The sequence below is a fragment of the Spirosoma sp. SC4-14 genome, assembly GCF_037201965.1.
GTDB lineage: Bacteria > Bacteroidota > Bacteroidia > Cytophagales > Spirosomataceae > Spirosoma.
Genome location: NZ_CP147518.1, coordinates 6,514,709 through 6,535,541, shown reverse-complemented (window position 1 = coordinate 6,535,541; position 20,833 = coordinate 6,514,709). Strand labels below are relative to the sequence as shown.

Annotated in this window: 19 protein-coding genes; 12 read left to right on the top strand and 7 right to left on the bottom strand. The window is 47.4% G+C overall.

Features of this window, described 5'->3' with window-relative positions; all coding sequences use genetic code 11:
* The first annotated feature begins 37 nt into the window (after positions 1-37).
* Together crtD and WBJ53_RS27010 are read left to right on the top strand one after the other, a co-directional pair.
* On the top strand, positions 38-1,549 hold the full coding sequence (gene crtD / locus WBJ53_RS27015) for a 1-hydroxycarotenoid 3,4-desaturase CrtD (RefSeq protein WP_338872067.1): 1,512 nt from the start codon (positions 38-40) through the stop codon (positions 1,547-1,549).
* A gap of 99 nt (positions 1,550-1,648) precedes the next feature.
* Positions 1,649-2,830 carry a sodium:proton exchanger gene (locus WBJ53_RS27010; protein WP_338872065.1) on the top strand — a complete coding sequence of 394 codons (1,182 nt, stop codon included), beginning with the start codon at positions 1,649-1,651 and terminating at the stop codon, positions 2,828-2,830.
* 26 nt (positions 2,831-2,856) lie between these two features.
* Here WBJ53_RS27010 and WBJ53_RS27005 read toward each other — a convergent pair whose 3' ends face one another.
* On the bottom strand, positions 2,857-3,189 hold the full coding sequence (locus WBJ53_RS27005; protein WP_338872063.1) for a hypothetical protein: 333 nt from the start codon (positions 3,187-3,189) through the stop codon (positions 2,857-2,859).
* A 93-nt stretch (positions 3,190-3,282) separates the two neighbouring features.
* Between WBJ53_RS27005 and nhaD the strand changes: the two genes are divergently transcribed.
* Positions 3,283-4,578 carry a sodium:proton antiporter NhaD gene (gene nhaD / locus WBJ53_RS27000; RefSeq protein WP_338872061.1) on the top strand — a complete coding sequence of 432 codons (1,296 nt, stop codon included), beginning with the start codon at positions 3,283-3,285 and terminating at the stop codon, positions 4,576-4,578.
* Between the two features lie 168 nt (positions 4,579-4,746).
* Here nhaD and WBJ53_RS26995 read toward each other — a convergent pair whose 3' ends face one another.
* Positions 4,747-5,610, bottom strand: coding sequence for an SDR family oxidoreductase (locus WBJ53_RS26995; protein ID WP_338872059.1), 864 nt, complete (start codon positions 5,608-5,610; stop codon positions 4,747-4,749).
* A 15-nt stretch (positions 5,611-5,625) separates the two neighbouring features.
* Entirely contained in the window at positions 5,626-6,480 is an 855-nt protein-coding gene (locus WBJ53_RS26990) for an SDR family oxidoreductase (protein WP_338872057.1), read from the bottom strand.
* A gap of 146 nt (positions 6,481-6,626) precedes the next feature.
* Between WBJ53_RS26990 and WBJ53_RS26985 the strand changes: the two genes are divergently transcribed.
* Complete coding sequence (locus tag WBJ53_RS26985) at positions 6,627-8,339, top strand: GMC family oxidoreductase (protein ID WP_338872055.1); 1,713 nt, start codon at positions 6,627-6,629, stop codon at positions 8,337-8,339.
* Positions 8,340-8,369: 30 nt separating this feature from the next.
* Positions 8,370-8,831: a 3-oxoacyl-ACP synthase gene (locus WBJ53_RS26980; protein WP_338872053.1), complete on the top strand. Its 462-nt coding sequence runs from the start codon at positions 8,370-8,372 to the stop codon at positions 8,829-8,831.
* Here the strand turns inward: WBJ53_RS26980 and WBJ53_RS26975 are convergent.
* Both WBJ53_RS26975 and WBJ53_RS26970 read right to left on the bottom strand, forming a co-directional pair.
* The gene (locus WBJ53_RS26975; RefSeq protein ID WP_338872051.1) at positions 8,816-9,028 is read right to left on the bottom strand and encodes a hypothetical protein; all 213 of its coding nucleotides are present in this window, start codon (positions 9,026-9,028) and stop codon (positions 8,816-8,818) included. The two genes, WBJ53_RS26980 and WBJ53_RS26975, sit on opposite strands and share 16 nt — an antisense overlap.
* Before the next feature lie 246 nt (positions 9,029-9,274).
* Positions 9,275-10,903 carry an amidohydrolase family protein gene (locus tag WBJ53_RS26970; protein ID WP_338872049.1) on the bottom strand — a complete coding sequence of 543 codons (1,629 nt, stop codon included), beginning with the start codon at positions 10,901-10,903 and terminating at the stop codon, positions 9,275-9,277.
* A 106-nt stretch (positions 10,904-11,009) separates the two neighbouring features.
* Between WBJ53_RS26970 and WBJ53_RS26965 the strand changes: the two genes are divergently transcribed.
* Positions 11,010-12,398: a TolC family protein gene (locus WBJ53_RS26965; RefSeq protein WP_338872047.1), complete on the top strand. Its 1,389-nt coding sequence runs from the start codon at positions 11,010-11,012 to the stop codon at positions 12,396-12,398.
* 286 nt (positions 12,399-12,684) lie between these two features.
* A complete protein-coding gene (locus tag WBJ53_RS26960) occupies positions 12,685-13,032 on the top strand; it encodes a hypothetical protein (RefSeq protein ID WP_338872045.1) in 348 nt (115 codons plus the stop codon).
* 159 nt (positions 13,033-13,191) lie between these two features.
* Here WBJ53_RS26960 and WBJ53_RS26955 read toward each other — a convergent pair whose 3' ends face one another.
* Complete coding sequence (locus WBJ53_RS26955; RefSeq protein WP_338872043.1) at positions 13,192-14,265, bottom strand: DNA topoisomerase IB; 1,074 nt, start codon at positions 14,263-14,265, stop codon at positions 13,192-13,194.
* Positions 14,266-14,341: 76 nt separating this feature from the next.
* The gene (locus WBJ53_RS26950) at positions 14,342-14,917 is read right to left on the bottom strand and encodes a hypothetical protein (protein ID WP_338872041.1); all 576 of its coding nucleotides are present in this window, start codon (positions 14,915-14,917) and stop codon (positions 14,342-14,344) included.
* Positions 14,918-15,079: 162 nt separating this feature from the next.
* Between WBJ53_RS26950 and sucD the strand changes: the two genes are divergently transcribed.
* The 5 genes from sucD to WBJ53_RS26925 all read left to right on the top strand — a co-directional run bounded on the left by sucD (position 15,080) and on the right by WBJ53_RS26925 (position 20,769).
* Positions 15,080-15,955, top strand: a complete 876-nt coding sequence (gene sucD / locus WBJ53_RS26945; RefSeq protein WP_338872039.1) for a succinate--CoA ligase subunit alpha — start codon at positions 15,080-15,082, stop codon at positions 15,953-15,955.
* Positions 15,956-16,160: 205 nt separating this feature from the next.
* On the top strand, positions 16,161-17,321 hold the full coding sequence (locus WBJ53_RS26940) for a DUF4271 domain-containing protein (protein WP_338872037.1): 1,161 nt from the start codon (positions 16,161-16,163) through the stop codon (positions 17,319-17,321).
* A 103-nt stretch (positions 17,322-17,424) separates the two neighbouring features.
* A complete protein-coding gene (locus WBJ53_RS26935) occupies positions 17,425-18,210 on the top strand; it encodes a uroporphyrinogen-III synthase (RefSeq protein WP_338872035.1) in 786 nt (261 codons plus the stop codon).
* 203 nt (positions 18,211-18,413) lie between these two features.
* On the top strand, positions 18,414-19,382 hold the full coding sequence (locus tag WBJ53_RS26930) for a type IX secretion system membrane protein PorP/SprF (RefSeq protein ID WP_338872033.1): 969 nt from the start codon (positions 18,414-18,416) through the stop codon (positions 19,380-19,382).
* A gap of 256 nt (positions 19,383-19,638) precedes the next feature.
* On the top strand, positions 19,639-20,769 hold the full coding sequence (locus tag WBJ53_RS26925) for an SUMF1/EgtB/PvdO family nonheme iron enzyme (RefSeq protein WP_338872031.1): 1,131 nt from the start codon (positions 19,639-19,641) through the stop codon (positions 20,767-20,769).
* Positions 20,770-20,833: the final 64 nt, after the last annotated feature.

The following is a 20,833-nucleotide window of genomic DNA, read 5'->3' as shown; positions in this document are numbered from 1 at the left end:
TGGCCGTTCTGTAAACATTGTTTGTTCAGCGCCACCAATGCATAAGAAAGCAGTTGTTATTGGTGCAGGCATTGCCGGTATTGCTGCTGCCATTCGGTTGGCAGTCAAAGGCTATGCGGTTGATGTGTTTGAAGCCAATGCGTATCCGGGCGGCAAATTATCGACTTTCCAATCGATGGCGCCCGATGGTGGGTTTTATCGGTTCGATGCTGGCCCGTCGCTCTTTACCATGCCTGAACTGGTAGACGAACTCTTTTGGCTGGCCGGACGAAATCCTGCCGACTATTTTTCGTATAGCCGCCTTGAGGAAGTCTGTCGGTATTTCTGGAATGATGACACCCAGCTAACAGCCTGGGCCGACCGGGCGAAGTTTGGCCACGAAATTGAACAAATGCTTGGCGAACCGGCCAGCCATCTATACCGCCATCTGAACGATAGTGCCCGTAAATATGCCCTTACCGAAAAGTTGTTTCTCCATCGTTCGCTCCATAAAGCGTCGACCTGGCTGCATCGTGATGCGCTGGCAGGTTATCTGAATCTGCATCAACTGGGTGTGTTTAGGACGATGAATAGGGCTAACCAGCGTAAATTTCGTAACCCCAAATTGGTGCAGTTGTTTAACCGTTATGCTACCTACAATGGCTCCGACCCCTATCAGACACCAGCCACGATGAACATTATTCCGCATCTGGAATATAATATTGGTGCTTTTTTTCCGGAAGGGGGCATGATTAGCATTACCAATAGTTTGGTGAAGCTGGCTGGGGAGATAGGAGTTCGTTTTCATTTTAATACCCGCGTTACGCAGATCATAACCCACCAGAACCGGGTAGTGGAGGTAACGCTGGCGTCGTTGATGGACAGAGTAGGTAACAGTTACGGTAGCGGCCCGGTCGATGTGATTGTCTCGAATATGGATATTGTCGGCACTTTTCGGAAACTCCTGCCAAACGCCCGGCAGCCCGAACGAATTCTACGTCAGCCAAAATCGAGTTCAGGGCTAATCTTTTACTGGGGAATCAGGCGGCAGTTTGCCGAACTCGGCTTGCATACTATTTTTTTTAGTGACGATTATCAGAAAGAATTCGATGCCATATTCCAGCAAAACACGATTCCGAACGATCCAACCATGTATCTGAACATTACCTCAAAACTACAGGCTAACGATGCGCCTGCCGGTCGGGAAAATTGGTTTGTGTTGCTGAATGTGCCGAACAATACGGGGCAGAACTGGGATGCTCTAATAGCAAATGCCCGGCAGCAGATTATCCAAAAACTCAGTCATAAACTGCATACGGATGTGAGTTCGCTGATCGAAACAGAAACAATTCTGGACCCCCGTAGTATCGAATCGAAAACCGCATCGACGCAGGGTGCTTTGTACGGTAACAGCAGCAACAATCGCTTTGCGGCTTTTTTGAGGCATCCTAACTTTTCTCGTCAATTTGCCAATTTATACTTTGTGGGAGGTAGTGTTCATCCTGGCGGAGGAATTCCCCTTTGCCTGTTATCGGCCAAAATTGCGGTCGACTTCATTGCTGGCAGTTGATAGTAATCCGTTTTTAGTTTGCCGTTTGCTGCTACTTTTGCCAATTCAAGCCTGACTGGTTTGTGCCTGCAACTGCTATCAGCTAACTGTTCACTGCACATGGATTCTTCGATTCTGATTATTGTTTTGAGTCTGTCCGTACTGATTTCCTATGCATTTGACCTGTTAAGCAGCCGGTTCAGAACGCCGTCTGTACTGTTGCTATTGCTGTTGGGAGGCCTAACCCGACAGGCAACCAACTATTTTGAGGTTCAGCTACCGTTTGTCAATACCATTCTGCCAACCCTCGGAACCCTCGGATTAATCCTGATTGTACTGGAAAACGGACTTGATCTGGAGTTGCACAACGAAAAGCTAAGCCTCATTCGCCGAACCCTGCTGGCTTCGCTTTTATCCGTTGCCGGTGTTACTCTGTTGTTGGCGAGCGTTTTATATTTATTGTTGAACGATTCATTTTACCACTGCCTGATTGCGGCATTGCCTTTTTCAATTATTAGCAGTGCCGTTGTAATGCCGAGTGTATCGAATCTGTCGGTTGGGCAAGGCGAATTTGTGGTCTATGAATCGGCTTTTGCCGGAATCATCGGTGTATTAGTGTTTAACTTTCTGCTGCTTAGCCGACACTCTATATTGGGAGCTGTTTGGTTTTTTGCCCGCGATGTGGTCATCATGGCTTTGCTATCGCTGGGCTGTTGTTTTTTGCTACTCTACCTAATTGGACGAATCAACCACCGAATCAAATTTCTGCCAATCATATCGGTGTTATTTCTGGTTTATGCCATTGCCGAAATAAATCATTTATCGTCGTTATTACTGATCCTGATTTTTGGCCTGTTTCTGAACAATACGGAGCTGTTGATTCGAGGTCGTTTAAGCCGGATTCTGAAGAACGATCTGTTCGAAAAAGAACTGGAGCAGCTCAAAAACCTGACGGCCGAAAGCGCCTTTGTGGTTCGTACGTTTTTCTTTCTTATCCTGGGCTTTTCTGCTGTGCCCAGCGAGTTGATCGATCGGGACGCGTTGATTGTCAGTGCTATTTTTGTGGCTGCCATTATTGCCTGGCGATGGGTTACCTTACGGATTACTTACCAGGGTAATGCAAAGCCATTGCTGTGGATAGCCCCCCGTGGCTTAATCACGATTTTGCTTTATCTGAACATTCCCGAAGATTTGCGGGTGATCGGTTTTCGTGATGGTATTCCAATTCTGGTTATCGTGTTTTCACTGATTGTGATGATGGCGGGCGGGCTTGGCCGAAAACCTACTCTGAATGAAGATTAAGAAATGATACGTGGTTTTTTTTAGAATCATTTATTATTTACCATGATATATTGCCAAAAAGCCCAGAAGGATCGTTTTTTTAAGTAGTTTAAATCGGCTTCATTGGAAAAGGCTTCGCGCTCGAAACTAATGTTTCGATAGGCTTCATAATGATTTCGATAGTGAAATCGTCTGAAAAGGTATTCAATCGAATACCAGAGATAAAAAGGTAAGATGCCTAGTTCGGCCTGCTGACGCAGGTGTATTCGTTCGTGATTTAGTAAGATAGGGCCCGGATTTGGCTTGCGTACTAAAATGAACGGAAACAGTGCCATGCCATCGGGGCCAAGCGACGAAACTCGAATAATGAACTTAGACATCAGCTACGGACTTGTAAATACAGGAAATGTATTTGCCACGGGCAAAGCGTTCCCTTTTAATAGAACAGTTAGTGCCATCCTGAAATTCCCATTATGACGTTAACACTTATCCTCCTCTTTGTTGTTGGTTATGCACTCATTACACTCGAACATCCAATCAAAATTAACAAAACAGCAACGGCCCTGATTACGGGGGTCATTTGCTGGGCGGTTTATGCCTTACTGTCTCCCGAGGCCGAAACCGTTGTTGAGCACCTGAGTGAACACCTCTCCAGTATTGCCGAAATACTGTTTTTTCTGATGGGTGCAATGACGGTGGTTGAGTTAATTGATGCCCACGATGGGTTTACGGTAATAACCGATCGTGTTGCCAGCCGCAATACCCGCGTTTTGTTCTGGCTGATTAGCTTGCTTACCTTCTTTATGTCGGCCATTCTGGACAACCTTACTTCGGCTATTGTAATGGTATCTGTCTCCCGCAAATTAATTCGGAATAATGAGCAACGCCAAATTATGGCCGGGATGATTATCGTTGCTGCTAACTCCGGAGGGGCCTGGTCGCCCATTGGTGACGTTACTACTACCATGCTCTGGATTGGCGGACAGATCACGACTGTTAAAATAATGACGTCGCTGCTGCTGCCAAGTCTGGTTTCATTACTGGTGCCGCTCCTTATTTTAACATTACGATTTAAACCAGAAGAGCAAGCTACTATACCAACCGCAACCCAGGGAATCAGTCGACCCTATGTAACGCAGGAAGCCCGGCGCGACCGCCGGATTATGCTGGCCGTTGGGCTTGGTGGAATGTTGTATGTGCCTATTTTTAAGACTATTACACATTTGCCTCCCTACATGGGAACCATGCTCGTGCTGGGTGTAATCTGGGTAGTTTCTGAAATTTTACACAGTGATAAAGACGACGCCGAACGGCAGAAATTTACCCCTGCCTATGCGCTGAGTCGGATCGATACGCCGAGCATTCTGTTTTTCCTGGGCATTTTGCTGGCCGTTGGCGCCCTGGAAACAACGGGTATCTTGCGTCAGCTAGCCGAGTCGTTGAGTCGGTCGGTTGGTAATCTGGACATCATTGTGATGTTGATTGGACTAGCGTCGGCTATAGTCGATAACGTTCCAATTGTGGCAGCGGCTATGGGTATGTACGACATGCAGACGTTTCCGGCCGATAGTAAGCTCTGGGAGTTTCTGGCCTATTGTGCCGGTACGGGTGGTAGTATATTGGTTATTGGCTCGGCTGCCGGAGTGGCCGTTATGGGGCTGGAAAAACTGGAGTTTGGCTGGTATCTGCGTAAAATTAGCTGGCTGGCACTAATTGGCTATGTGGCCGGTGCGCTGGTATACCTGGCCGAGTTTTTACTGATGGAGTAAGTAAATGGGCGAAAGGATGATTGTGCGAATAAAATGCTGGTTAATAGTTTAATAAGCTTCAGGGTGGTCTAAGCAGATTCCGTACAACTACTTGATTTAGTATTCGCAGAAGGCACAGAGATTACTTTTTCATCTCTGTGCCTTCTGCAACTCTGTGGACAATCTGGTTTATGAATTGATCACCGTGCCACCGTTTACGTGCATCACCTGCCCGGTTATGTACGAAGCGTCTTCGGAAGCCAGAAAAACATAGGCTGGGGCTACTTCGGCCGGTTGCCCGGCGCGTTCCATCGGTGTATCCTTGCCGAAGTTTTCCACTTTTTCCGGATCGAACGATGCCACAATGAGCGGAGTCCAGATGGGTCCCGGTGCTACAGCATTGACCCGAATGGTACGCTCGACCAAGTGCTGCGACAGCGATCGAGTGAAGGCCGTTATAGCTCCCTTGGTTGACGAATAATCCAGCAAACTTTCGCTACCACGATACGACGTAATCGATGTTGTATTGATGATGCTATCGTATGCACCCATATGTGGTAACACTTCTTTGGTTAGCCTGAACATCGACAGAATGTTGGTCTCGAAGGTAGCTACCATATCATCATCGCGGATGTCGGTAAGTTCTTTCTGCGGATATTGCACTGCTGCATTGTTCACCAGAATATTCACCCGGTTAAACGTGCTGATCACCTGGCCAACGGCTTCTCGGATAAATGATAGTTTTCGCAGATCGCCTGCAATAAGCAGACAGCGTTGTTCTTCGGTTTCGATTAACCTTTTCGTTTTCTGAGCATCTTCTTCCTCTCGGGGATGATAGATAATAGCTACGTCGGCTCCTTCGCGGGCAAAATGAACGGCTACTGCCCGTCCAATACCGCTATCGCCCCCGGTAATGAGCGCTATTTTCTCATTTAATTTGCCCGACCCCTGATAATCGTCGCGGATGTAGATTGGCTGTGGGGTCATATCGGCTTCGATGCCCGGCTGAACATCCTGTTGCTGCGCCGGGGTTTCCATTTCCATTTGTACCATAGGAATTATTAATTGCTAGGCGTTTATGATTGTGCCACCATTGGGGTGAATAACCTGACCTGTTACGTAGGAAGCGTCGTCGGATGCCAGATAGACGTAAGCTGGGGCTACTTCGCTGGGTTGACCGGGGCGTTTCATGGGAACATCCTTGCCAAAACTGGCTACTTCTTTGGCCGAAACCGATGCCGGATTAAGCGGAGTCCAGATGGGTCCCGGTGCTACACCATTAACACGGATTTTTTTTCTGGCCAGATTGGTCGATAAAGCCCGCGTGAAGGCCATAATAGCACCTTTGGTCGACGAGTATTCGGGCAAATCGGCACGTCCCTGATAGGCCGTAACCGAGGTTGTATTGATAATGCTGTCGCCTTCGTGCAGATGTGGCAGAGCAGCTTTTGTTACCCGAAAGAACGAATAGATGTTTGTCTCGAAGGTACTGACCAGATCTTCGTCCTGCATTTCTTCGAAAACTTTATGCTGAAGCTGAAGTCCGGCGTTGTTGACTACTATGTTGAGTTTCCCGAACGTCTCCACCGTTTTTGCGACCACCTGCTCGCAGAATTCCGGTTTTTTCAGATCGCCGGAGAGTAGCAGAATCTGTCGGCCTTCGGCTTCTACAAGCTCCTTTGTTTTTTGAGCATCAACTTCTTCGCGCTCGGTATACACGATAGCCACATTGGCCCCTTCGCGGGCAAAATGAACAGCTACGGCCTGCCCAATGCCACTGTCGCCCCCTGTAATAAGCGCTACTTTACCGTTCAGTTTGTTACTGCCCCGATAGTTGTATCGGATTATTTTCGGTTGCGGAGTCAGTTCGGCCTGAATGCCTGGCTGCACATCCTGGTGTTGAGGAGGGATTTTCGATTCCATAACGTTGTTTTGGTTGTACTTTCTTGTGTTAAGCCCAAAGCAACGCTGGTTGTTTGAAGAAATCTATTAAAACGGTGGGATATTGAGTGGTTTTTGGGGTATGGGCGAATTGTTATTAATATCGCAATTCTAAAATGGCTTATTAAATGAACATCACTGGTGATGCCAAAGCGGCCCAAACCTACGACGCAATTGTGATTGGGTCGGGTATTAGCGGAGGTTGGGCAGCTAAAGAGTTGTGTGAAAAAGGACTGAAAACGCTTGTTCTGGAACGCGGGCGCGACGTACGTCACATTACCGATTACCCAACGGCTACGCTGAACCCCTGGGAGTTTCAGCACCGCAACCGAATGCCCGAAGCATTTGACCACGAAAACCCGATTGCTACCAAATGCTACGCGCTCGACGAAGCCACGCAACAGTTTTTCGTGAAAGATGCCGAACATCCGTATGTGCAGGAAAAACCGTTTGATTGGATCAGGGGCTACCAGGTGGGTGGCAAATCGCTCATCTGGGCACGGCAGACGCAGCGGTGGAGCCGGTTCGATTTTGAAGCCAACGCCCGCGATGGTGCAGTTATCGACTGGCCTATTCGGTACGACGATATTGCTCCGTGGTATAGCTATGTCGAAAAGTTTGTTGGCATAAGCGGTAACAAAGACGGGCTGGAAACACTGCCCGATGGCGAGTTTCTAAAACCCTGGGCACTGAACTGCGTTGAAAAACATATTCAAAAGCGCGTGGCCGAAGCTTATCAGGATCGCCACGTCATTATCGGTCGTTGTGCCCACCTGACCACGCCAAAGCAGATTCATTACGATCAGGGACGGGCGCAGTGTCAGGCGCGGCATCTGTGCTATCGCGGTTGCCCCTACGGCGGTTATTTCAGCAGTAATTCATCGACGATTCCGTGGGCGGCCAAAACCGGTAATCTGACCTTACGTCCCGATTCGGTGGTGCATTCCATCATCTATGATGAGCAGAAAGGCAAAGCTACAGGTGTGCGCGTTGTGGATACGCATACCAACCAAACAACAGAATATTATGCCCGCATTATTTTCGTCAATGCCGCTTGTCTGAACACCAATTTGATTCTTCTCAACTCGACATCCCGACGTTTTCCGAATGGCTTGGGTAACGATAGCGGTGTGTTGGGGCGGTATGTGGCTTTCCATAATTACCGTGGTAATATCGTTGCCGACTACGAGGGTTTTGCCGATGGGTATTACTACGGCCGACGGCCCACTACGGCATTTATGCCTAATTTTCGAAATGTCCGCAAACAGGAAACCGATTTTTTGCGCGGTTACATGGTGGCATTCAGTGCAGCTCGGTCGGGTTGGCAACGCGGAGCGGGAGAGGATGGGTTTGGAGCCGAATTTAAAGACAAGCTCAGTAGCCCCGGCAACTGGCATGTGTTTATGATGATGCAGGGCGAAACCATTCCACGCTATGACAATCACGTGCGGTTAAGCACCGACAAGAAAGACCCTTACGGAATACCGCAGCTTATCACGTCGATTGATTATACCGACAATGACCTTAAATCGATGAACGATTTTCTGGCGCAGGGCGCTGAGATGTTGGAGAAATCGGGTTGTAAGAACATCCGACCTTACGACGATCATCGAAATCCGGGGCTGGATATTCACGAAATGGGTGGTGCAAGAATGGGTCGCGATCCGAAAACGTCGATGCTTAACGCACAAAACCAGCTTCATGCAGTAAAAAATATATTTGTGACCGATGGGGCCGCTATGACTTCAACCGGCACCCAAAATCCGTCGATTACGTTTATGGCCCTGACAGCACGGGCAGCTAACTATGCCGTTAGCGAAATGAAAAAGAAAAACCTGTAGGGGCATGTTCCCAAGTACTCTACCTAACGATTGATTGAACTGGTGAACCTCAAAGGCAAGCTGATGGAGCAATGTAGAGCTTACGTTCAGCAACGAATAGAAACTTCCCGGCAGGCTATGGAAGCGGCTCAGGAGTCAGCAAACTCGGAGTCGAAAAGTAGCGCAGGCGATAAATATGAAACGGGCCGGGCAATGGCCCAGATCGAACGGGATCGCTATGCCCAACAACTCGATGCCGCTCTGATGCTAGAGCAGGAGTTAAACCGCATTAATACGGAAAAAGAGTACACGACAGTTCAGCCAGGAAGCCTGGTTACGACGAATCGGGGAGTGTTTTTTATCAGTATCAGCGCCGGAAAACTGTCTGTTAATAAAACCGAGGTATTTGCAGTATCGCCAGTATCGCCGATTGGGGTGGCTTTGGCCGGTCGGTTGGCGGGCGATCAGCTTATGTTCAATAAAATGATATATGATATTCAGCGAGTTGTATAAAATGCAACTCGCTGAACAGGCGCTTCGCGTTTTATTTTCTTAATCAATAATTCGACTTGTTCCTGTGGCATTTCGAAGGCAGCCGCAATCGTAGAAGCATTCATACCCAGTTTCAACATACCCCGAATGCCTTTTTCAATGTTCTGTTCGATACCCTGTTCAATGCCTTCGTTAAATAGTTTTTGTGCTGCTGACATCGCTATTGTTCCGGCTTGTGTTGAAAGGTTAGTGAAAATACGAATTACTTCAGGAGTAGTCAATGAACTGGCCCTGTTGAGGGAAACATATGAATCAGCCTCCTATTGCAATGAATTCATATCGACATCCGATCAAACCGATTCTGGTAAATAGGCCTGCAGGAAATCGCCTGCAATATCGGTTCCCGAAAAAGTTTCTTTAAAAAATTTCTCGTGTGGTTTATCTGGGCTCATGTTGAATTATACTTAGTAAACCCGTTCGCCCCCGATCCAGGTTTGCTTCACTTTTGTCTGGCGAAGTTCAGGGTTCGGAACGGTCATAATGTCGCGATCAAGGACAACAAAATCGGCTTGTTTCCCCGGTGCAATGCAACCTCTCAAATTGTCTTCGAAACACGCATAAGCAGCCCAGCGTGTCATGGCCAGCAAGGCCGATTTGCGGTCGACGGCATTTTCCATTTGATAGCCGCCTGCCGGATAGTTTTTGGCATCCTGCCGGGCAACGGCCGCATGGAATCCGAATAACGGATTGACGGCTTCTACCGGAAAGTCGCTGCCAAAAGCGATTAACTTGTTTTGTTTCATCAGATCGTTAAATGCATACGCCCCCTTTACCCGAATGGGCCCCAGGCGGTCGCCAGCCCAGTACATATCGGAGGTGGCATGGGTCGGTTGCACAGATGGAATTATGGAATATTGGCCAAACTTATGGACATCCTCCGGCGACACAACCTGTGCGTGCTCGATCCGCCAGCGACGATCGTTATGTCCTTTCAGCAGCTTTCCATAGAGATCGAGCATCAGGTGGTTTGCCGAATCGCCTATACAATGCGTATTGGCTTGAAATTCAGAGTTGTATAGTAGCTTGCTGACGCGTTCCAGCTCAGATGGGCTTAAGAGCAGAAAACCGCCGGTTTCGGGTCGGTCGCTGTAGGGGCGACGCAGACAGGCACCCCGTGAGCCTAATGCTCCATCGGCATAGAGTTTAAATGAACGAACCGTTAGGCGATCGGTCTGGAATGGGCCTCGTTTCAGAAAGTAGTTCAGGTTAGGTTCGCCAAGGCTAATCATAGCATAATCCCGAATTTTTAGCTGGCCCGCTTTGTGCAGGCTGTCGATGAGGTTAATTTCGTCGGGGCTGATACCGGCGTCGGAAATGGTGGTCAGGCCGTATGAAACGCAGACTTTTTCGGCTGCTCGAAGCATCCGGGCTTTGTCGGCCTTGTTGGGCTGGGGAAGTACGCGCCGGATCAGTTGCATCGCATTATCGACCAATACACCCGTTGGCTGCCCATTTTGAAGAACAACTTCGCCACCCGCCAGTTTCGATCCGGCTGTTATTTGGGCCAGGCGTAAGGCTTTCGAGTTTACCAGTAAGGCATGACCATCGACCCGCATCAGTGCTACTGGTACGTTTGGAAATGCTGCATCCAGTTTTTCTTTGGTTGGGAAGGTTTTTGTCGGCCAGTCATTCTGATCCCAGCCACGCCCGGTGAGCCATAGCACTTTTGGATTTTTCTGATAAAAGGCCTTCAGCCGTTCGAGTACTTCATCGTACGATTCGGCACCGACCAGATCGGCCTGGTCCAGCACCTGACCTAGCCCCAGAAAGTGGGCGTGCGGGTCGTAGAAACCCGGATAAACCGGCAGGCCTTTGAGGTCGGCGGTGCTATCGGCATCATACTGTTCGGTTAAGGCTTTTGTGGAGCCAACAGCCAGAAATTTACCGTCTTTAATAACAAAAGCATCGGCGGTCGAAAAGCTTGAATCAGCAGTATAAATATGAGCGTTTGTGATGAGCAGATCTGCCTTTTTTTTTGAGGTGCACCCGGCTAGTGCCAACAGAGTAAAAATTACTAAAAGAGGGCGTTTCATAAAATATCGTTTGGGAAAATGCAAATTAATAGAAAGTTGATAAGTCAACCAGCTAATCATAGATTCTTGTATTTTTGCCTTAATTGTCGTTGTCAACTTTAAATCAATGAAGCTCCTTAGCAGGATTCTTTTACTCTGCCTCTCAGTTCCGGCCTTCGCTCAACAACCTCAAAACCCCATCCAGCGTGCATTGCAGCGGTCCTACACAATTGCAACTATTCCGCAACCCGGTGAGGTGCTGACGCTTTCGCAGGCTGTGAGTCAGGCAGTCAACAAAAACTATCAGGTTCAAATCAATCGATCGCAGGAAGAAATTGCCCGCAATAACTACACAAAAGGAAATGCAGGTTATCTGCCTTCCTTTACGGCCGGAGGAACATCGAATGGGAGCTTGCAAAACTTTCGTCAGACTTACATTGGCGGAGCAACAGCCCCGCGTGAAGGTCATGGCATCTTTAACCGGACAACAAACCTGAATGCTACGCTTAACTATACCGTATTTAATGGCTATGCCCGTTCAACTACCTATAATCAGTTGCAGCAATTACTGAAAATAGCGTCTATAACAACACGGGCTAATGTCGAAGCTACTGTTGCCAGTGTTGTCACGGGTTATTATGATGTGGTCCGTCAATTGCAACGACTAATTGCGTTTAGTCAGGCACTCGATATTTCGCGCGAACGGCTTGAACTGGCGCGGGCCAATTATGAAGTTGGGACGCGGTCGAAAGTCGATTTTCTGAGCGCTCAGGTCGATTATAATACCGACAGTGCCGCTCTGCTTTCGCAGGCACAAGCTTTGCGCAATGCCAAAATAATGTTGAATACGCTGCTGGTTCGCGATCCATTAACCGAATTTGCCGTTCGCGATACCATTGTTGCCCGCCCTTCGCTGGAACTGGGATCGCTCCAGCAATCGATGGCGACCAATAACCCGTTATTGGCTTCGGCTGTGCTGAGCCGAACAATTGCTGATCTGAACGTGAAACTGGCTACAGCTCAGCAACTGCCCCTGGTAACGGCTCAGGCAGGCTATAGCTATCAGATGCAGGATAACCAGGGTGGATTTGGTGTGGCAACCGGTCGCACAGGAGGGTTAGCGTATACGGTTACAGCCTCTATTCCCATTTTTAATGGCTTTAACCTGAAACGCCAGATTCAGAATGCTCGTGTTAATACCATTATCGCCCAGAATCAGGAAAACAGTCAACGGTTAGTATTGCAACAGGCTCTTGATCAGACGTTTCAGGCATATCAGAATAGTTTGCAGTTGTTGAATCTGGAAGTGCAAAACAATCAATTGGCGAACGAGAACGTCGATATTGCGTATGACCGCTACCGAATCGGAAACTCGACGTTCGTTGAATTTCGGGATGTACAGCGCAATGCCATCGATGCACAAACACGTCTGATCGAAGCCGAGTACAGTGCCAAAGCCGCCGAAATTGAGTTGCTCCGATTGAGCAGCACCATCACTCAGGAACTAGGTTTGTAAATACGTTTGAGCATTAATACGGAATCACAAATGCCGCCATTGGCGGCATTTGTGATTTATACTGCATCGGTTACTCGTCTGCGATACAGTTTTGGTCATTGAGAATGTGGCGGAAATATATCTTTCCAGTATAATACTCTGAAGCTCATAAAACCTGCTACTATCGATTAAACGCAATCAAGCAATAGCTAGGTTGAAAAATAATGCTACTAAATATGTTTTATTGTTAATTAGAATTTCTTTATTTGGCTTAATGTTTATTAATACACTACTGATCAGATACTTTATGAAAGTAATTATTGCACTATTTCTGCTAGCTGGGCTTATAGCGTGCCAAACAAAAGAGAGCCCTAACCCTGCTATCAAACCTACTGATTTTGTTGGATCATACCAGTTTAGTGGCACGATTACTCATAGCGATGCAACGGAGGGGTATCTACAATCGCCCCAAATTCGGTCAGTAGTAAAGGTTTCAGGTCAGTTGCAAATTACTACTTTCGGTACTGGCACAGCTATTCAGATCAATGAGACATCAATCGATGGAGAAGTGAACATGCGTTATCAGGCCTCGCCTGCCACAAAACAAATGGTCCTATTTATGTGGCTGATAGGTCCGTACCTTATGCTGATTTAACTGGGAGTATTTACCTGATTAACGAAAAAGAAATTAGCCTTTCCAGAACAATTACAAATAAGAGCGGAAACACGTATTATACACAAGTGGTGTCGCTTCGTGGTGTTAGAATTTAAACCAACAGCCACTAAAAGGGTAAAAAGCTATCTCCTCCAAACCTCACTTCTTCACCACCTTTTCAGCCTGATCGGTCAGGAACTTTAGCAGTAGTTTTTCAACACTATCGAGACCGTATGGGCTGGTTTGCCGGAAGCGATTCCGGTGTTCTATGTATGGAGTTAAATCCTGGCATTCGTAAGCTTCCAGAATCTGCGGATGAACGTAGTGCTTACGGCAGACCGTGCGCGTATTGCCCAGGCGTGTCGATACTTCGTCGAGCACTGTATTGACATTTCGTTTGCGCTCTTTTTCCGATTCGCAGGGTTGCAGGTCGATCAGAAGCCGAAGGGCATTGACAGTACCGGCCCAGGTCCGAAAATCTTTAGCCGAGAAATCGTCGCCCATGGTTTCGTGGAGATAGTCGTTAACCATGCCCGAGTCGATGGAATGACGGTTTCCATTTTCATCGAGGTATTGAAATAGCTCTTTTCCCGGAATAGCGCGGCAAGCCTTCACCAGCCTGATGAGTCGTCGGTCGTGCAGGGCAATGTCGTGATAAATGCCTTTTTTACCTTTGAAACTGAACCGGATCTCATTACCTGCCAGTTTCACGTGCCGGTTTTTAAGCGTTGTAAGTCCATACGAACCATATTCTTTTTCGTAAGCCGCATTGCCAATTCGAATCAGCGTTTGTTCCATAACGCTCAGTGCAATTGCAACAACTTTTTCGCGACTGAGGGTGCGTTGTTTTAAGTCGCTGCTCAGGCGTTTGCGCAACTTTGGAAGGGCTTTGCCAAAGGCGACCAGCCGAAAAAATTTGGTCTCGCTCCGAATCGCATTCCATTTGACATGATACCGATATTGTTTTCGCTGCCTGGTGTCGATCCCTGTTGCCTGCAAATGTCCATTGGGTTTGGGGCTAATCCAGACGTTTTCCCAGGCGGGCGGCAGAGCCATTTTCTGAATACGTCTTAAGGTTTCCGGATCGTCGATTAAACTACCTTTCGCGTCAAAATACGTGAAATGATCGCCCATTGGCCGACGGCTTATGCCGGGCATGCTATCAGTTACATACACGAGTCGGGCTGCGTGGGCAGCCTTAATTGGGTCGTGTGCCAGTTCCAGTAAATCCACGGTTGCTGTCGTTAGTGGATTAGTAACTGATTCGGACCTGAATTGGTTAAAACCGATTTTGACAGATTATGCTGTGCTATCGTTCGGCGGCTTTGCCAAAAAACCAGAGAGCCAATGCGCTGGCGTAATGATAAAAATCGGTAGGATGGAAAAACGAATTGATCGACTGTGCTTTAGTTGCCAGCCCCATCATCATGGCGGCCAGCACAATCCACATTCCTCGTTTGTTGCGTTGAAGCAATGAGAAGACGGCCAGTAGCATCAGAATTAAAATGGCCATTGATGGAATTACCGGGGTAAAAATCCGCACTTGGGGAAGCAGCAATAAAACAAACACAAGTAGCCCGAACAATACTGTTGAAATAAATGTAGAGAGCGAATACATTCGCTGATGGAGGAGCCCCCACACGGCTACAACGGCGCAAACAACTCCCAAACTATCTGATAAAATGACCATCGAACGGTGCAATGGTTCGAGCGATTCGTTGCCCGCATAGTGGACAACGCCAATTAATGCAGCAAGTGACGTGGTGAGCAAAAAGAACCCCCACAAGAGCCGGTTGAACAAGCTTACCCCCTGAAAAAAATGCCAAAACACCCCTACGCCCGTCCCGGCCAGAATAGAGCCAGAGAGAATGTGTGAAAAAATCATCACGTAATTTACGAAGATTCGGCTACTTTTGCCCAACTTTTTAAGTGACACGAAGCGAATAGACGAAAGAATGAAGATTAGGGCTTCTAAAAAGGGCCTTTATTCTTTCGTCTATTAGTTTTGTGTCGAATCAACCGCATTGCCAACGATTTACTAACCGTCATGAGTGTTTTAGTCAACAAGGACTCCAAAGTTATCGTCCAGGGCTTCACTGGCTCGGAGGGCAGTTTTCATGCCCAACAGATGATTGAGTATGGTACCAATGTCGTCGGGGGCGTCACGCCTGGTAAGGGTGGACAGAGCCACCTGGACCGGCCCGTATTTAACACCGTTCAACAAGCTGTTGAAAAAACCGGTGCCGATGTTTCCATTATTTTTGTGCCACCCGCCTTTGCGGGCGATGCCATCATGGAAGCCGCCGATGCGGGTATTAAGGTGATTATCTGTATCACGGAAGGTATTCCGACAGAGGATATGGTAGCCGTGAAAAACTACCTTTCCGACAAAGACGTTCGTCTGATAGGGCCTAACTGTCCGGGTGTTATGACGGCCGAAGAATGTAAAGTAGGTATCATGCCTGGCTTTATTTTCAAGAAAGGAACGATCGGTATCGTTTCCAAATCAGGTACATTAACCTATGAGGCTGTTGACCAGTTAACCAAGGCTGGCCTGGGTCAGAGCACTGCTATCGGCATCGGGGGCGATCCAATTATCGGTACAACCACCAAGCAGGCTGTTGAACTGTTGATGAACGATCCCGAAACCGAAGCCATTGTGATGATCGGTGAAATTGGTGGGGGCATGGAAGCCGAAGCCGCTCGCTGGATCAAAGCCGATGGCAACCGGAAGCCCGTAGTTGGCTTTATTGCCGGTCAGACCGCGCCAAAAGGTCGCCGAATGGGCCACGCAGGTGCTATTGTGGGTGGAGCTGACGATACGGCAGCCGCTAAAATGGCCATTATGCGCGAATGTGGTATTTTTGTAGTAGAATCGCCAGCTCTGATTGGCGATACCATGCTGAAAGCATTAGGAAAATAAGTAAATGAGCAAATTCGCGATTGAGCAGGCCGCCAGTGCGGTGAATTAGTGGGTAACCAATTGATTTACAGCGAGTATTCTGCTCAGTTAGTCCGATTTAATTCTGCTTGATTACTTAAATTGATTTAAAAGCGTGCCGCAACGAATGTGGAAAGAGCAAATCGGGACGCCGAATCAGAGCGAAAGTATGAAAGAACGACACATAATGTCACTCTTTCATACTTTCGCTCTTTCGCTCTTTTTTTTTCTTACAGCCTTTGGCCAGTCTCGCGTCGAAGGGATTGGGCCCGGAAACCGGTATTATCCTGTTCATAATTTTCAGGATGATTTTCAGGTTTACGATGACGCGTCGAAAGCCTACGTGCCTTACATTGCAGAGCAACATGCCGACCAAACGGCTCTGAGTGCTTATGTTGATCTGGAAAGCAACCGGCACTATAATCTGCTGATTCGTACGCAAAAAAATGGCTATCTTTTTATCAATGCGTCGCTGAAACGGGAGCTTGTGGCAGGTCAGTGGACAGTGTTGAGCATCGATAGTCTGTTTCGGGTTTACCGTCAGCCCGAAATTTTTCTGACAATTTACGGAGCACCGGGTATCAGTGGTAAACGGTTGTTTATCGGTTACCCAAAATCGGCCACCCAACGGCCTGTTGTGCTACGTGACGATAATCTGAGCGTTCGGCCCCGCTCGTTTTCGGTCTACGATAATTTTCTGAGCATTGGATTGCTGTTTTTGCTGGCGACCCATGCTTTTCTGTTTTCGTTCTATCATCGGGCTTTTTTGCGCTTCTATAGCCCGCGCGATTTTTTCTCCCTGCGTGCCCAGGAGGAATCATTTCTAATAAATCGCCCACTAAGCAGCACAAACATATTGTTTGTGGTTAATCTGAGCTTTGTTGTGGCCTATCTGATCGTCTTTGTCCAAAGCCGTAACCTCGATGTATTTGTGTCGCGGCAACTGCTGGGCGAGCAAAACCTGGTATCTGTGTTATGGGAATTTATGGTGTTGAGCGGAATTTCTTTTGTGGCACTGATGGGCAAATACCTGGCGCTGGAAGTGATTGGAAGTCTGTATAAACTACAGAATATAATCAACGTTCATTTCTTCAAAGTTCTTCAGTCTTCTATGCTGTTTTTCACGATACTAGCCCTGTTGCTAGTCGTGATTGCTTATAACACAGTCATACCAATCTGGTCGGAAAGCATGCTTCTGATTCCGCTTCTGATCTTCTATACAGGGCGGCTTGCCTTCCTCTACATTGTCATCAGGAGTCAGGAATCTATCAAGAATCTCTATTTATTTTCGTACCTTTGCATCGTTGAATTGATTCCACTCATCATCGGCCTTCGTTTTGCGCTATGAGAGTGGTTTCAAGTTTATAGTTCGTGGTTTATGGTTGGTTGCCTGGTCAACGATAAACCATACCATAAGCGCAGAACTGACTATTGAAACGAGTTGAGATTCAATGAACGAGACCAGCATGCAATCCACCGAAGACCGGCTAACCAAAGTTAACCGGCTGCTAGTGACCCAATCCCGCCCTGCCGACGAAAAATCTCCTTACTTTGATTTAGTTAGCAAGTACAATATTCAGATTGATTTCCGGCCCTTTATTCAGATACAAGGGGTATCGTATAAAGACTTCCGTCGTCAGAAAATTAACATTCTGGATCATACGGCCATTATTTTCACAAGCCGGAATGCAATTGATCATTTTTTCCGGATTTGTCAGGAAGGGCGCATCGAAGTACCAGCCGACATGAAATATTTCTGTATTTCTGAGCAAACGGCCAATTACCTACAGAAATATATTGTGATTCGGAAGCGAAAAATCTTCAATGGCAACAAAACGGCTACCGAATTATTCGATCTGATCAAGAAGCATAAGAACGAGAAATTTCTGTTTCCCTGTTCTAACATCCGTCGGAACGACATTCCCGAATTTATGGATACCAGCAGTTTGTACTTCACGGAAGCCGTGATGTATGAAACAGTACCTACTGATTTGTCGGATCTGGCTATTCAGAGCTACGATATCATTGCTTTTTTCAGCCCATCGGGGGTGAGTTCGTTGCTGACAAACTTTCCCGATTTCAAGCAAAATGGTACACGAATGGCCGCTTTTGGGCCAACAACGGCTAAAGCCGTCACCGACGCTGGCCTTACCCTCGACATTGAAGCTCCGCTACCCAATGCACCTTCAATGACAGGAGCTTTGGATTTGTACATTAAAAAAGCCAATAATTCGTAAACACTTGGCTTTAAAGAAAGGTTGGTTGTTGAAAATGGGGCTTTCGTGCCTTTTTTCGGCAGCCAACCTTTCTTTTTCTGGTTCAATAAAGTAGCAGTTTCGGCGTTTATTTGTAAACTGCACTGCATAGTTGCAACGAACTCGCCGATGCGTGTCGTAATAGGCCAAAGACCATTGGCATTGGTTTCTTTCTATTTGCTTGTATGATTCGCACAGTTTACGTTTTTGCTTTTTTATTGCTGACGCTGGCTACACGGTCGGTTTTTGCCCAACAGGAGCCTCAGTTTAGCATGTATATGTATAACCCACTCTATTATAACCCGGCCGCGGCTGGGTCGGAGGGGGTATCGCGGCTGCAATTGACCCAGCGGACACAGTATCTTGGTTATCAGGCTATTGGAAGTAATGACGATGGCGTGCAGAATACCCAGTTGGTTTCGTTCAATATGCCGTTGGCCCGGATTAAAAGCGGAGTTGGTATTTATGCCTTTAACGATAAACTGGCTGCAACTACCAATCAGTCCGTTCAGGTTTCGTATGCCTATCGGTTGGCCCTGAAAAATGGTACACTGGCTTTAGGCGTTCAGGCTGGTTTATTTAACAAGTCCTACGATTATGGCAAATTTCGCCCCAGTGAACCCGGCGATCCGCTCATTCCGACTGGCCGGATCAGCCAGGCAAAACCCGATATTGGTGCTGGGGTTTATTATAATACAACCGACTACTGGATTGGGCTTAGTGTAAATCACCTGAACCAGGCTTCCTATACGCTTGGTACCGACCGATCGACCAGTCCGCTCTATCCGAATGCATATCTGAGTGCAGGGTATCGGTTGGGGCTGGGTTATGACATTGATATACAACCGTCTATTCTGATTCAGTATGCAACAAAGGGAGGGCTTCGCAATTCAACCGCCACTGTCAACGTTGTAGGTACATACGACAATCGGATATGGGCCGGAGTTGGGTATCGGTATCAGGATGCGGTGATGGTTACGGCCGGAATTAACCTAATGCGGAACAACGCATTACGGATTGGGTATTCGCTGGATCTGGTAACAGGAGCCAGTGTAAAAAGCGCAACATCGCATGAGATTATGCTGGCTTATGCACTACCCGCTCCTGACCCGCGCAAGAAACCTATCATACGGACGCCACGATTCCGGTACTAATCTAATATGACGTTGGATTGTTTTAGGTTTCATGTGGTGAATTAAAAAGACTCTGATTTTGGCAGCATTCTTGTTATGCAGTTAAGAAATAGCTGCGTATTTTTGAACGGAAAGGGGTTATGTTAAAAAGTATTAATACGCATTAATTGAGCAACGTTTTAATAAATTCTGCGTAAAGAAATTTCAACATACAATAACCAAACAGATTTTCGTTTTTAGTCTGGTCTCGCACAAGAAGAAGGTTTAAAGTCCTATAATGATGAAGTACAAATGGTTTACAGCCAACGCAACCCGTGGGGTAATGGTCGCAGCGGTGATTCTGCTGATGCAAGGTTGCGGCTTTATTAAGTCAAAATTTGGTGGTAAAGACGGCAAAGGTGGCGAAGTAGGCATTACCAATGGAGAAATTACGGCCACAGGCCGCAAAGGTTGGAAACAGCCAACTCCTTATGGCATGGTCCTGATTCCATCGGGTTCGTTTATCATGGGGCAGGCAGATGAAGATGTCGCTGCTACTCAGATCAACATGAACCGGCAGGTTACCATTAGCTCATTCTATATGGATGATGCCGAAATTTCGAACCATGAATACCGGCAGTATGTCAACGCGCTGTTGGCTGATTCTGTATCGGTCCTTGGTGAAGAAGAAATTATGGCGAAATATTATCCGGATACAACCGTGTGGAAAAACGACTTTACCTACCACAATGGTGATCCAATGCTGGAGCATTATTATGCGCATCCTGCATTTGATACCTATCCTGTCGTGGGGGTAAGCTGGATTGCCGCTAAGCATTTCTGTCAGTGGCGTACAAACACATTGGACGACTTCCGGACAAAAGAAGGTGGTTACCGTTCGTTCGGTTTCCGGTTGCCTTCTGAAGCGGAGTGGGAATGGGCAGCCCGTGGCGGTAAAAGCGGGGCTAAGTATCCCTGGGGGAACCCTTACGTAGCCAATGGTAAAGGGTGCTATCTGGCAAACTTTAAACCACAGCGTGGTAATTTCGATGCCGATGGCTATCCGTATACTGCTCCGGCTAATGCTTACAGCCCTAACGATTATGGCCTTTACAACATGGCCGGAAACGTTGCCGAGTGGTGCCGGGATGCGTATGCCGATAACTCAAACGCCATTGTATGGGATATGAACCCCGACAATCAGAATGCAGATGAGCCACGGAAAGTTGTACGGGGCGGCTCATGGAAAGATATTGCCTACTATCTGGAAACAGGAACTCGCTATTATGAGTATGAAGATCAGAAACGCTCATATATCGGTTTCCGTTGCGTAATGGATAACCTCGAAGGGCGTGCCGCATCGGGACGCGGTGGTCGTGTTGGTGGCAGCAAGAGTAGTAAAAAAGCTGCGAAGCCTAAAAAAGCATAAAGAATTTCGTGTTTCAGAGGCTGAATATCAGCATCGCTGATATTCAGCCTTTGAGCTAAAATAG